10 protein-coding genes and 3 pseudogenes are annotated in these 13,159 nt (G+C 59.5%); 7 read left to right on the plus strand and 6 right to left on the minus strand.

Annotated elements, in window-relative coordinates:
• Window positions 1-140 precede the first annotated feature (140 nt).
• From BKX96_RS02900 to BKX96_RS02920, 5 genes are all read left to right on the plus strand, one after another.
• Entirely contained in the window at window positions 141-1,322 is a 1,182-nt protein-coding gene (locus BKX96_RS02900; protein WP_218586520.1) for an LssY C-terminal domain-containing protein, read from the plus strand.
• Window positions 1,323-1,561: 239 nt separating this feature from the next.
• Window positions 1,562-2,599, plus strand: a complete 1,038-nt coding sequence (locus BKX96_RS02905; RefSeq protein WP_218639271.1) for an LssY C-terminal domain-containing protein — start codon at window positions 1,562-1,564, stop codon at window positions 2,597-2,599.
• Window positions 2,586-3,749 carry a lipase family protein gene (locus BKX96_RS02910; RefSeq protein WP_077182641.1) on the plus strand — a complete coding sequence of 388 codons (1,164 nt, stop codon included), beginning with the start codon at window positions 2,586-2,588 and terminating at the stop codon, window positions 3,747-3,749. Before BKX96_RS02905 ends, BKX96_RS02910 begins: the two co-directional genes overlap by 14 nt.
• 341 nt (window positions 3,750-4,090) lie before the next feature.
• A complete protein-coding gene (locus BKX96_RS02915) occupies window positions 4,091-4,906 on the plus strand; it encodes a helix-turn-helix transcriptional regulator (protein WP_077182642.1) in 816 nt (271 codons plus the stop codon).
• 112 nt (window positions 4,907-5,018) lie between these two features.
• Window positions 5,019-6,089 (plus strand): threonine aldolase family protein, encoded by a 1,071-nt coding sequence (locus tag BKX96_RS02920; protein WP_077182643.1) that lies wholly within the window; start codon window positions 5,019-5,021, stop codon window positions 6,087-6,089.
• A 137-nt stretch (window positions 6,090-6,226) separates the two neighbouring features.
• Here BKX96_RS02920 and BKX96_RS02925 read toward each other — a convergent pair.
• The 5 genes and pseudogenes from BKX96_RS02925 to BKX96_RS02945 form a co-directional block, all read right to left on the minus strand.
• Window positions 6,227-6,541, minus strand: a pseudogene (locus BKX96_RS02925) (GNAT family N-acetyltransferase); the annotation flags it as partial.
• Window positions 6,534-6,869 (minus strand): annotated as a pseudogene (locus tag BKX96_RS02930) (Mut7-C RNAse domain-containing protein); the annotation flags it as partial. The pseudogenes BKX96_RS02925 and BKX96_RS02930, both read right to left, overlap by 8 nt.
• Window positions 6,823-7,992, minus strand: coding sequence for an NAD(P)/FAD-dependent oxidoreductase (locus BKX96_RS02935; protein WP_410454517.1), 1,170 nt, complete (start codon window positions 7,990-7,992; stop codon window positions 6,823-6,825). The gene BKX96_RS02935 and the pseudogene BKX96_RS02930, both read right to left, overlap by 47 nt.
• Window positions 7,993-7,997: 5 nt before the next feature.
• Window positions 7,998-8,453, minus strand: a complete 456-nt coding sequence (locus BKX96_RS02940) for a GNAT family N-acetyltransferase (protein ID WP_077182647.1) — start codon at window positions 8,451-8,453, stop codon at window positions 7,998-8,000.
• 203 nt (window positions 8,454-8,656) lie between these two features.
• Window positions 8,657-9,550, minus strand: a complete 894-nt coding sequence (locus BKX96_RS02945) for a LysR substrate-binding domain-containing protein (RefSeq protein WP_046815182.1) — start codon at window positions 9,548-9,550, stop codon at window positions 8,657-8,659.
• Between the two features lie 94 nt (window positions 9,551-9,644).
• Between BKX96_RS02945 and BKX96_RS02950 the strand changes: the two genes are divergently transcribed.
• A complete protein-coding gene (locus BKX96_RS02950) occupies window positions 9,645-10,823 on the plus strand; it encodes an MFS transporter (protein WP_077182648.1) in 1,179 nt (392 codons plus the stop codon).
• A gap of 288 nt (window positions 10,824-11,111) precedes the next feature.
• Window positions 11,112-12,411: pseudogene (locus tag BKX96_RS02955) on the plus strand (IS110 family RNA-guided transposase).
• A gap of 100 nt (window positions 12,412-12,511) precedes the next feature.
• On the opposite strand, the gene BKX96_RS02960 reads toward BKX96_RS02955, so the two are convergent.
• Complete coding sequence (locus BKX96_RS02960) at window positions 12,512-13,057, minus strand: NMCC_0638 family (lipo)protein (protein ID WP_077182649.1); 546 nt, start codon at window positions 13,055-13,057, stop codon at window positions 12,512-12,514.
• Window positions 13,058-13,159: the final 102 nt, after the last annotated feature.

The following is a 13,159-nucleotide window of genomic DNA, read 5'->3' on the forward strand; positions in this document are numbered from 1 at the left end:
TGGTAAAGCTCAGTTGATGAGGTTGCGCGATGCATCGCATGGTGAGACACGTTCTCTCAGCAACGGCCGTCGCAGCGGCGCTCGCTGGCTGCGCCTCTCAGCCTCCGCCGACGGCGAGCCTTGACTACAAGAGCAGCGCCGTGACACGTAGCGATGGTGGCTTGCGCGTGTCGACCGCCGTACTCTCGGCCGCCGAAAGCGAGGCGGTCTACGGCGTGCCTCTGGCGAATAGATCGATACAGCCGGTCTGGGTCGAAGTCAAAAATCAGGAAGACCGCGCCTACTATCTGCTTTCGCCGGGCCTCGATCCAAATTTCTTCCCCGCATCCGAGGCGGCCGAAGCATTTTTCTCAGGGGCCCCGCAGGACGAGCGGACCGCGCTCGACCGGCACTTTCGTCGGCTGGCCTTTCGCAACCCTGTCGCACCTGGCGCGACAACCTCGGGCTTCGTGTTAACCAATCTCGACGAGGGGTTCAAGTTCGTTAACCTCGATCTGGTGGCAGACGGGCGGTCGAGGCATTTCTCTGTCCTGGCCATCGTTCCGGGCCTGCGCACCGATTACCACATCAGTGAAGTGTTCAGGCAGGGCATCTATCCGCCCCAGGACATTGTGAACTACACGGATGACGCCAGCTTCCAGGCGGCGCTGGAGGCTCTGCCGTGCTGCGTCACCAACGAGGAGGGTTCCAGGAACGGCGATCCGCTGAACCTCGTGGTCGTCGGCGGGCTCGATGATGCCTTTCCCGCATTCGCACGTCGCGGCTGGCGTGGGACCGAGGAGAAGTGGTCGGGGTCGATCATGAAGGTGGTCAATTCGGCGCTTTCCGGCGAGCGCTATCCCTATGCGCCGGTGAGCGATCTCTATCTGTTCGGGCGGGCTCAGGACCTTGCCTTGCAGAAGGCGCGTGACAACGTCCACCAGCGCAATCACCTGAGGCTGTGGCTGAGTCCGATGCAATACCACGGCAAGCAGGTGTGGGTCGGACAGATCAGCCGTGATATCGGCAGCCGGATGACCGTGCATACCGCGACGCTGACCACGCACAAGATCGACCCTGACGTCGACGAAGCGCGCAGTGCGCTGACACAGGATATGGCGTATTCGGTGACGCTGGCCAAATTCGGTTTTGTGAAGGGGGTAGGGGCCGCGCCCCAGAGCGCGCCGCGCGAGAACCTGACGACCGATCCTTACTATACGGATGGGTTGCGCTGTGTCCTGGTATTCGATCAGACGCACACCTCCCTGGCGCAAATCGAATTCTTTCTATCACAGGGCATCTACGAGAATGGCGGACAACCACCGGGGCGGGTCAAGCCATGAGCCGCTTGCCATTCGCGCCTCGCGCCAGGGGTACTCTGCGATGTGCAATACGCTGCTTGTGCACCCTGAGTTGTGCAGCGACTCTTGCGCTCGTCGTTGCTTGTTCGACCTGGCAGGCGCCTGCCGATTTCAGTACCTCCGGATTGCGAGAACGTGCGCAGACGGCCACCCGTCACGAGATACGCGTCAGCGCCGCCGTGCTCAGTGCCGAAGACAGGCGGCAAATGCTGGGGGTCGAGTTGGACAAGACGCGCGTGCAGCCCGTGTGGGTCGAAGTTCAGAACCGGACTGCCGAGCCGCTCATGTTGCTGCGGCCGGGAACCGATCCCGATTATTTCTCGCCACTCGAAGTCGCCTGGTCCATGCACGGGATATTCGCCCCGGCAGCAAACGCGCGCATCAATGCACACCTGGACCAACTCGGGTTCAAGAATCCCGTCCTGCCAGGCGAAACGAAAGCGGGCTTGCTGTTCATCAACCCGGAGCGCGCTACGCGGCTGCTGAATATCGATCTGCTGCAGAGAAAGACGCTGATCCCGTTCTCTCTCTTCTTGCGGGTGCCGGACGATGCCGGGGAAAAATGGTTTGCCGAAGGCTTGTTCCAGCCTCACGGTTCCGAGATCAAGGACTATGACGATCTGGCCGCGTTGCGTGCCGCGCTGGAGCGCCTTCCCTGCTGCGCCGCTGACGCGAACGGCGGGGCGAACGGCGATCCGTTCAATGCGATTCTCGTCGGCGAGTTCGCCGATATCGCCACCGCCTTTGTGCGTCGCGGCTACCGGCGTTCCACGCACCCCGCGGATGCGCTGGAGCGTGCATTCGGCCGCATGCCCGATGCCGTGGTGCGCAAGCAATCGCAAGCCGGAGCGCCGGCGACCTGGGTGCGTGTGTGGATCACGCCAATGCGCTTCGACGGTCACTCCGTCTATCTCGCGCAGGTCGCACGACCTACCGGCGGACGCTTTGCACCGCGCGAGGCGCAAAACCTTGTCTTGCATGAAGACGTCGATGAGGCGAGGAATTTCCTGATCCAGGACATGATGTATTCGGCCGGCCTGGACAAGCTCGGGTTCGTCACCGGCGTCGGTCCCGTATCCCAGGCACAACCGCGAACGACGTTCAGCGGAGCCCATTACTTCAGCGACGGTCTGCGTGCGGTCATGTTCTTTGCGACGCGGCCGCTCAGCCTGTCGCAGGTGCAGATGCTCGATTGGGAACCGTATCTGGACTGGCGCCAATCGCCTGCACGCAAGGAGATCGACGATGCCCGCAAGTAACCTGTTCGGCCGGCAGGATGACTCGGCCGGCTGTTTGCGCGGTGTCCACCCGTTGCTGCGCAGCGCTGGCATGGCATGGCTGATGATCGCTGGCTGCCATGCACTCACCGCCTGCGCACCCGCGCCGCTGATGGCCTACTCGCCGGACACACCGCCGCTGGTGCTGGTCCCTGCGTCGCAGGCCGGCGTGCAGGACAAGCGGGGGCGCTTTCGCGAGATTTTTTGCTCGATCCTCAATACGCGAGGAAGCGAGATTCCCGATAGCCGCCCTTGCGAGGAGGCACTGACACGCGTCGGCAGCGAACCTGCTGGCACTGGCAAACCCGTCGAACTCGGTCAATCGAAACGCCGTCTGATCGGCGCTGTGGTGGCCGGCGTCGGCTACGAATGCTTCGAGCAATGGCTGCAAGCGCCCGGCAGCGTAGGGATTCATCTGCGTCAGTTCGGCTATGACCTGGTGCAGATGAAGGTCGACGCCTTATCGAGTTCCGCAAAGAACGCTCGGCAAATACGCGACGCGATCATGGCGATGCCAGCCGAAGCCGGACCGCCGCGCCTCGTCCTGATCGGTTATTCGAAGGGCGCGCCCGACATTCTCGAAGCGATGGTCAATTACCCGGAAATCCGCGGCCGCGTAGCGGCAGTGGTCAGCGCAGCCGGCTCGGTCGGCGGCTCGGCACTGGCCAACGATGCCGAGCAGTACCAGGCGGACCTGTTGCGACACTTTCCCGGTGCGACCTGCGATTCGGGCGACGGTGGCGCGATCGACAGCCTGCGACCGGCAACGCGCAAGAACTGGCTGGCGCAGCACCGGCTGCCGTCCGAACTGAACTACTATTCGCTCGTTACCTTTCCGCAGCCGGATCACATCTCGGCCATACTGAAATCGAGTTACAACAAGCTGGCGAGCATCGATGCGCGCAACGACAGCCAGGTGATCTTCTACGATCAGATAGTCCCTGGTAGCCGCCTGATGGGCTATATCAACGCCGATCATTGGGCCCTGGCAGTGCCGATCGCCCGAACGCATTCGACCCTGGGTTCTCTATTGGTGACACAGAATGCCTATCCGCGCGAGGCGCTGGCGGAGGCGATGCTGCGCTTCGTCGAAGAGGATCTGGCGGCATCTGAGCATTTGAACATTAAGTAAATACCACCAATGTCTGTGCGACATCATTGCCCTTTGTAACGTCGATGAGAAAAGTAACCCCCGTTTGAAAATGTTTTCGAACAGCTGACCCTAAGGCATCATCTGCAAGTCTCTTGGAGAGAGTTTTTGGCCAAGTGGCATCAGGAAGTACTGTACCCGTTACCACTAGCATAAGAACGCCGCTTGCTGTTGAGTGGTCAGCAGTACAGCTAATGGGTAACCTTCCGGGCATCCATAAGCAGTGCTTCGCGGCAGTTACTAGCTGACAACCTGTAGATCCATATCTTGCGCAGATCTGGAATGTGTTGGCCTTCCTCGCCGCCGATCCTGGTAGGAGTTCCATGACTGAGCACGCAAGTTACCACCACGTTAGTGAAGTGCCCGGCCTCGTGCTGGGCTCGGCGCGCCTGACGGATGCCGGTTTCGATCGCCATTACCACCTCGACTTCCACGTTGGCTTCGTGACCGAAGGCATCCAGCGTCATCGATCCAAAGGCGAGTCGTTTCTGCTGGGGCCGGGCAATATTGCCCTGATGCCGCCGGGCGAAATCCACGACGGAGTGGCCGAAGGCGGCGGCGCCTACACGCTCAAGACATTCCGTTTGTCCCAGGCGCTGGTCGCGACCCTCGCAGAGGACATCAGTGGTCGGCCCAGTGAGCTGGAGCTGGCCGGCATGTTGCTCGAAAACACCGGGCTTGCCGGCCACCTGCGCGGCTTGCACGAGGCCATGCAGCAGGCCATCGGCCCTGGCGGTCTCGCGGTGCAGGCGCAATGGCTGACCCTTGTCGAGTGTCTGTTGCGTCAGTCGCGGGTGATCGTGCCCGAGGTGATTTCTGGAGCGCTCTCGGCCCTGCAATGGTCACGCCTCAGGGACTATTGTTTCAGTCACATCGATCAGCGTATTACCCTGGATGACCTCGCCGGTCTTTGCGGGCTGGGCCGGTTTTCGTTCCTCAAGCAGTTCAAACGGACCATCGGCATGACACCGCACGCATGGCTGCTGCGACTGCGTCTTGAACAAGCCTGTGGCCTGCTGTCGCGCAGCGAACTGCCGATCATCGATGTCGCCCATGCGGTCGGGTTCTACGATCAAAGCCACTTCAATCGTGCGTTTCGACACGCATTCGGCGTCGCGCCTTCACGCTACAGACATTGAGTGTCGACATTTCACCGGCCGGCAATTTTTTACAAGCCTGGGTACCGTCCCTCACCCTAGGATGCGCAAAACCGGACGACTCTTCTTCGCCCGTGCAGCCGAGGACAGGTAGATGAACGCTGAATCAAACCAACCGCCCGCATTGAGTTTTGCCAGCGACAACATCGCGGGAGCTTCGCCGGAAGTGGCGCAGGCCATGATCAGGCACAGCACCGGCCAGGCGAGTGCGTATGGCGCGGACGAACTCTCCCTGCAGGTCAAGCTCAAGCTCAGCGAGATATTCGAGCGCGACGTGGAGGTCTTTCTCGTCCCTACCGGCACCGCCGCCAACAGCCTGTGCCTGAGTGCGATGACGCCACCCTGGGGCAACATCTATTGCCATCCCGCCAGCCATATCAACAACGATGAATGCGGCGCCCCGGAGTTCTTTTCCAACGGCGCAAAGCTGATGACCATCGACGGCCCCTCGGCCAAGCTGGATGTAACCCGCCTGCGCGAACGGACAGGTGAAAAGGTCGGTGACGTGCACACCACCCAACCTGCCTGCGTCAGCATTACCCAGGCCACTGAAGTCGGCAGCCTCTACAACCTGGACGAAATCGCCGCCATCGGTGAGGTGTGTAAGGCAAGCGCCCTGGGATTCCACATGGACGGTTCCCGGTTTGCCAACGCGTTGGTTGCCCTGGACTGCTCCCCCGCGCAGATGACGTGGAAAGCCGGGGTGGATGCCTTGTCGTTCGGGGCTACCAAGAATGGTGCGCTGGCCGCCGAAGCAATCGTCCTGTTCAACCCAACGCTCGCCACCGAGATGAGCTTTCGCCGCAAGCGCTCCGGCCATCTGCTCTCCAAGATGCGTTTTCTGTCGGCGCAGATCGATGCGTACCTCACCGACGACCTCTGGCTACGTAACGCACGCCAGGCCAACACAGCCGCCCAGCGCCTGGCACGTGGGCTGGCGGGTCTGCGAGGCGTTGAAGTCATGGCCGGCGCCGAGGCCAACATCCTGTTTTGCAAGCTGGATTCGGCAATCATCGAAGCCCTGCTGAAGGCCGGGTTCGGGTTCTATCATGATCGCTGGGGACCAAACATCGTGCGCTTTGTCACCTCGTTCGCGACCACTGCCGAGGATGTCGATCATCTGCTGAATCAGGTCCGGCGAGTGATCGATACGCTGAGCGCGTAAGCGTTTGCCGCGCCGTTAGTGTGATCGCCTTCAGCAAGCATTTGTCCAAGGCGTTCACGCTGTTTGGCGCCGGGAACTAGCTCCCGGCCGATTGCTGCATACCACGAAGCAGCCATCGGGCCGGACTCAAATAGCAGTCAGCACAACGACTTCTGGTAATAGAGCCGGGTATGCCCCGGTGGATAGTCTGCCAGGCGTCCGAATTCGCAGTAGCCAAGTTTTTGATAGAAGCCGGGGGCCTGAAAGCTGAAGGTCTCCAACCAGATACCCGTGCAGTTCTTTTTCTGCGCGATTTCTTCGGCCATGCGCATTAGCCGTTCTCCGATACCCTGGCCACGCATTGACTCGGGAACGCTGACAAGATCGATGAGCAGCCATCGATAGGAGACCTTGCCGTACAGCCCACCAATAACTTCGTTACTGTCAGGGTCGCGTAGCAACAGGCAGGAAGTGCGAATGGAGGGCCGCAATGCGTGGCGGCACCCGTGGCCGAGCCCGTTCCGGGCTGATCTCGTGCAGCGGCAGGTTGCAGTGAAGGCACAGGCTGAAGGGTCGCGCACAACGCGCCAGGTCGAGGCGCTCGAACAATTCGCGGTCGCGCGTCAGCACGATGGGTCCATGCTGCACAGCGATCTCGGCGATCTCGGCGATCTCGCCATCTTCGAAGGCATTGTCGTAGAAGGTGTCGAAGCCGCTCATGCGCAGCAGCCGGGCCAGCCCGTCAAGGTGCGTGTCAGCGACGCGCAGCACCCGTAAAGGTTGCGCACGCACCTTGAGCAGCAGCTTTTATCCGCGATTTGCTGAATCGCTCGGGACGACAGGATTCAAGGGCAGGGGATACCTTGTCGTCGACTATTTCCTCGCTGGCAAGTCGGCCCACGATCGCCGCCAGCGTGACGCCAGGATGCATTGCGCAAACGTACACTGCGCCAATATCGGGCAGATAGCCGATGATGGGGATGCCATCGACAGGTATTGGCCTGAGTCCGACACAAGCCAACTCCGGTTCAATGGAAGTCATCCCATGCAGTTCGTCCTGGATGGCCCGGGCAGTTCGTAGGGCTATTTCCAAGGGCTGGTTTTGCAGGGCGTCTCCCAGATAATCTTCCGCCGCCAGCAACGCCCCATCGGGGCTTTGCCTGACTTCCATCTGCGGGCTGGAGATGATGCTCCTCACCAGATCGGGTTGGGTCTTGTAGCGAATGAATATGGCCGCAGAGGCCTCTATCGGCAGGAACATGTTCAACTTCTCGGCCAGCTTAGGAATGCCTGTTCCCGCAGCCAGCACGACAACATCAGCCTCGATGATGCCCGTTGAGGTTTCGACGCCCGTCACCCTGGCGTTCTGAATTGAAAAGCCAAGCACCCGCGTATGGGTAAAAACTTTCGCGCCATGCTTGCAGGCGCCTGCGATCAAGGCGTGAGTGGCTTGCACGGCGTCCAGCGCGCCTTCTTCGGCTGCGTGCAAGGCATGCTCAGGCGGATGCTTGAGGTTCGGCTCAAGAGCGAGGATCCGCGGGCGAGAGACCAGGCTTGCCGACGGCGTGTTGCCTGGGGCTTGCAGCATTTCATCCAGGTTCGCGCTGTAGGACAGCGAGCCTGTCCATTGTATGTTCAGATCCGGCAGCTCGGTTTGCAGGCGGTGATATTCCTGGATAGCGGCGCCACGCAATGGCGCAATCACATCGGGACCTCCATGGGAGGTGTTGATCCATGCGAATGAGCTTGCGGTTACGCCGGACGCGATACCTTCAGCCTCGACCAGGGTGACCTTCGCGCCTTTACCAGCCAGGTGATACGCCAGGGACGCGCCCACAATGCCTGCCCCGATGACGACCACTCGCTTGCCTGCGTTATTTTCCATGACAGCTTCCGTTCTGTTGGCCTGATTAAAGTACTGGATCCGGGCTAGTGCTCCAATGTCTTCGCCATGATGATGGTGCGCTCGGATTGGTGAAATTCGTCGCGGATTTTCTTGAAGCCAAGCGCAGCGTAAAAACCTTGCGCAGTGATTGAAGAGGGGACACGCAGGAGGCTGACGCCATCTTTTATGGCGATCGATTGAATCATCGCCATCAACTGTCTTCCGATGCCTTTCCCTTGCCAGGTTGGGTCGACAAACACGCTTCGGACGACGTCCTGATCAAGACTGGCTGTTGCAACGATATGACTGTCGGTTGTTGCTACAAGCACCTGACGCCGGGTCAAGAAATCAAGGATCGCCGATGGAGAAAAACTTAACGCCACTTGATCGATGATTGCGGATGAATAGTCCAGGGCATTGGACTCGCGAAGGGTGCCAATGATGATCCGACTGATTGCCAGGGCATCTGCGTTCGTTGCGTTTCGAATCAGGCAACTCATTCTGGTGGCTCCTTGCGTGTGATCCCCTGATCGTAAAGGGATGTGGCGTTACTGGCGAGGATGAAGGCCCCTGATGTATTGCGAACGCTGTGTTCCAGTCAGGCAGACCACCCACTGATAGCGCGCCCAACGATGGGCTGTTCACTACCTGCTTGATGCGTACAGCATCACGAGCACCCGCAATGATCAAGTGACGCCACCGCTTACATGCGGTGATGTTCCAACAAGAAGTCCACGAACAACCGCACCCGGGCCGGCATTGCCGAGCCACCTACGAACACCGCATGAATCGGCTCCTGGTCGCCGGGGTTCCAGGCTTCCAGCAGCGGTATCAGGTCACCGCGCTGCAGATCCTCGCTCACGCTGAACTCGCCGATACGCGCAATGCCGGCACCTACTCGCGCGAGTTGTGCCAGCGCTTCACCACTGCTGCATTCGATGTTGCCGCTGACCTTCAGGGAAAACTCCTTTCCATCGCGGATGAACGGCCAGTTGGGTTCGGCACGCCGGAAGTTGAAGCGCAGGCAGTTGTGCTGTAGCAGGTCTTCCGGTTCCTGGGGGATGCCGTGGCGCTGCAGATACTCGGGCGAGGCCACCACTACCTGGCCGGTGTCGCCGATCCTGCGCGCGGTCAGCGGGCTGTCGGGCAGATAACCAAAGCGGACTGCGACGTCGGCCTGGCCGCCGAGAATGTCGACCACTTCGTCGCCGAGGGTGAGGTCGACGACGATGTTCGGGTAACGGGCGCTGAATGCTGCAACCAAGGGAACGATGGCCAGCCGCCCATGGCCAAGGGCGGCACTGACCCGCAATCGCCCTCTGGGTACGCCCTGGTCGGCGATGGCTTCTTCGACCTCGTCCATGTCGGCCAGGATACGCCGGGCGCCGCGCAGGAATGCTTCGCCCTCGGCAGTGAACGTAATCGTTCGGGTGGTGCGCAACAGCAGGCGGGTGCCAAGACGTTGCTCAGTACGCGCGATGATCCGACTGACTGCCGAGGGTGTCAGGCCCAGTGCACGCGCGGCGGCCGACAGGCTGCCTTCCTGCGCCACGGTGGTGAACACGCTCATCTCACCTGACCTGCCGTTGAAATCCACTTGTGCCTCCTGCGCAAAGGTGATTGCCAAAAATGCTATCTACCGGCTGAAAAGACTGGATCGTAGCATTAGCGGCATAGATAAGGAGCCTTCCATGCGTATCAATCCACCACTTGTCGCGCTCGCCATCGGTGCCTTTGGCATCGGCGTAACAGAATTCGCCCCCATGGGCATGTTGCCGAGTATCGCTGCGGATCTGGGCGTTTCCATTCCCGCCGCAGGTTTGCTGGTCAGTGCTTATGCGCTGGGCGTATTGCTCGGCGCACCGCTGATGACCCTGACCACCGGCAGGATTCCCCGGCGCTATCTGCTGATCGGGCTCATGGCGATTTTCACCCTGGGTAATCTGATGTCAGCCCTGGCCACCGATTACTACAGCCTCATGGTCGCCAGGGTGGTGACCTCACTGAACCATGGTGCATTTTTTGGCGTTGGCTCCATCGTCGCCGCCAGCGTGGTCGCCCCAGAGAAACGTGCCGGGGCGGTTGCGGCGATGTTCATGGGCCTGACCCTGGCGACCATCGGCGGTGTGCCGCTGGCCGCCTGGTTTGGTGAACTGTTCGGTTGGCGCACCGCTTTCTGGGGAATTACCGGCCTCGGCGTGATGACCATGGCCGCATTGTGGTTCGCCCTGCCTAACCTGAAGACACCGCAAAGCGTCGGTGTAATGGCCGAAATTCGGGTACTGGGGCGTGGTCCGGTGCTGGGCGCATTGGCCCTGACCGTGGTCGGATCGAGCGCAATGTTTACCGTCTTCACCTACATTGCGCCAATCCTCAGTAGCGAGACCCACGCGTCCACCGCTTACATCACCGCCATGCTGGTGCTGTTCGGTGTGGGGTTGACGCTGGGCAACATGTGGGGCGGCAAGGCCGCCGACCGCTCGATAGATCGCACCCTGATCGTTTCGCTGAGTGTGCTGATTCTCGTCTTGCTGGCGTTCACCGTGCTGATGCGTTGGCCGCTGCCGGCCGCCGTTGCCATCCTGATATGGGGTATCGCCAGCTTCGCCCTGGTGCCGCCGCTACAGATGCGCGTCATGGAGGCTGCCAAGGACGCGCCCAATCTGGCCTCGGCGGTGAACATCGGTGCCTTCAACTTGGGCAACGCGATTGGTGCGGCGCTGGGTGGAGCGGTGATCAATACGGGTCTGGGTTATCCGGCGATTTCCCTGGCCGGAGCGGCAGTGGCGGGTCTGGGGCTGCTGATGGTGTTGGCTTTTGCTTGGCGTTCCAGAACGATTGCAGCTGCGGTGGTGAGAGGGGGGTGTTAGTCACCATTGATGAGTGACGACTAGCGGCCAGTTGTTGCCTGTCGCGAAGGAGTGCAAACGACCCAGTATAGATAGTCCGTCCCACTTTCATCGATACTGGTAACGGTTGGCAGGTAGCTGTCAGCGAGGGTGGAACATGCACCTGTAGACTACGAATAAAACGACCCAAACGCATGACGTTTGCAGCTTTAGTTCCGAGTCTACAGGTGCGCTTGCGCTCGATAACGAATACTCAGGGTTCGCCGTCGCACCGGCTCACTATATTGCCTTCGCTGAACGCAAGCATGCATGTCCCTAGCAGATATTTTATCGCTTGCGGAGGTTCACGTGACAGCGTCCTTGAGTCAGCACTTCACAGCCTATGTCGGCATTGATTGGGCAGATACCAAACATGATATTTGCCTACAGGCTGGGGATGACAATCATCGTCAGTTCGACTGTATTCCGCACCAGGTTGATCGCATTGATGAGTGGGCCAAGGCATTGCACCTGCGCTTCGGTGGCCCTATCGCTGTAGCTCTGGAGTTGGCCAAAGGGCCTATTGTGTCGGCTCTGCTGAAGTATGACTTTTTCGTGCTGTTCCCGATCAATCCCTCGACGCTTGCCAAATATCGCGTGGCGTTCAAGCCGAGTCGCGCCAAGGATGATCCCACCGATGCGGAGTTAGCACTCGATCTACTGCTTCGCCATCCTGAACGGTTCACCGCGCTCAGGCCGCAGAGTGTGGCCATGCGTTCGCTGCTTAGCCTGATCGAACAGCGCCGGGATCTGGTCAATGACAAGACGCGTTTTACCAACCGTTTATGCAACACCCTCAAGCAATATTACCCGCAGGCACTGGAATGGTTCGAGCAGCGAGACAACTCTGTTGTTTTGCGATTTCCTCACTCGCTGGCCGACACTCCTGTCAGCCAAACGGGCGCGTAAAGCCACGCTTGAGGCGTTCTTTTATGCCCACAACGGGCGTCGCGCCACATTGATCGAGGCGCGTTTGGCGTCAATTCGTGCGGCATCTGCGCTCACAGAAGATGCCGGCATTATCGAGCCTTGCCGCTTACACGCCCTCGCGTTGGTGGAGCAACTACGCACCGTCCTCACGGTGATCGATCGCTTCGATAAGGAAATCGAGCGGGTCGCTTCTGCACTACCGGATTACGCATTGTTTCGTGGCTTGCCGGGCGCAGGCCCGCATCTAGCGCCACGTTTACTCGCAGCCTTCGGAGAGCAACGTGAGCGTTTCCATGGCGCGGACGAGTTGCAAAAATACTCTGGCATTGCCCCGGTGACGGAACGGAGCGGTAAGAAGAGCTGGGTGCATTGGCGCTGGCAATGTCCAACATTTCTTCGTCAGACCTTCGTGGAATGGGCGGGGCAGACCATCAATAAATCCTTTTGGGCTGGGGCTTTCTACCGGCAGCAACGCGCCAAAGGGAGCACCTATCAAGCTGCTGTACGCGCACTCGCGTTTAAGTGGATTCGGATTCTATATCGGTGCTGGCAGACCAGGACGCTCTACGATGAAACGACCTATTTGAATGCCTTGAGGAAGCGCGGTTCACCGCTCCTGAAGAACCTCGATTTAGGTTGACTGACTTCCTCAGGGCGTGAAGCTGCCGGTCAGCATTGGCTAAAAATGGATGACTGCTGCTTGTCGTTGCGGTGCAATCCTTTGCACGCAGTGGTTGCTTCTATTGGCTGATGATTGCTGCTGAGCCAAGCACTTGAAGTTGTGCGGATTCAGATGCGGTGGTGGTGATGGTAAACAACATTTTCCGTGTCGCGCTTGGAACTGACCATTCGTAGGAAAGGGTTTGAGTTTGTCCATTTGAGGGTGATTGCGTTTGCTCGTTTTTTACCAGCGTTGAGGTAAACGGAGGGGGCGGATTTGCGACCATTCCAGTGAACAGCTTGATAGCGGTCTCCGTACTTGCCCTGCGGACATGCAAGGCGCAAAAATTCTTGCCGCTAGGAAGCGCTAACACAAACGTTCCGAACTTGTCTGGAACAGGCCAAGCGTCGCCAGGATCACCTGCCAGAAACAGCGCCGCCTTTTCGGGAGGAAGGCTAGGGATTGGCCTGAGCTTTTCTCGGAGTGCTCCCAGATTTGGAAGGTTCTTCATACAAAGCGATGCGTAAATTTTGGCGAACGAGTTGGCTTGGTCATCCCCTTCGCTGGCAAGGCAAGCATTCGTACCTAGAGTGAACATGAGTAAAGTGGCGAAAATTCTGGACATGCGAACCCTCCCTGGAGATATCACGATCAAGCTAAGCAGGGTTTCAGAGAGTTGCCATCCAAATCATTTGCCTCCCTAAAAATGCAGAGACCAGAAAGGTTC

It is taken from the genome of Pseudomonas putida, from assembly GCF_001976065.1.
In the GTDB taxonomy this organism is placed as follows: domain Bacteria; phylum Pseudomonadota; class Gammaproteobacteria; order Pseudomonadales; family Pseudomonadaceae; genus Aquipseudomonas; species Aquipseudomonas serbica.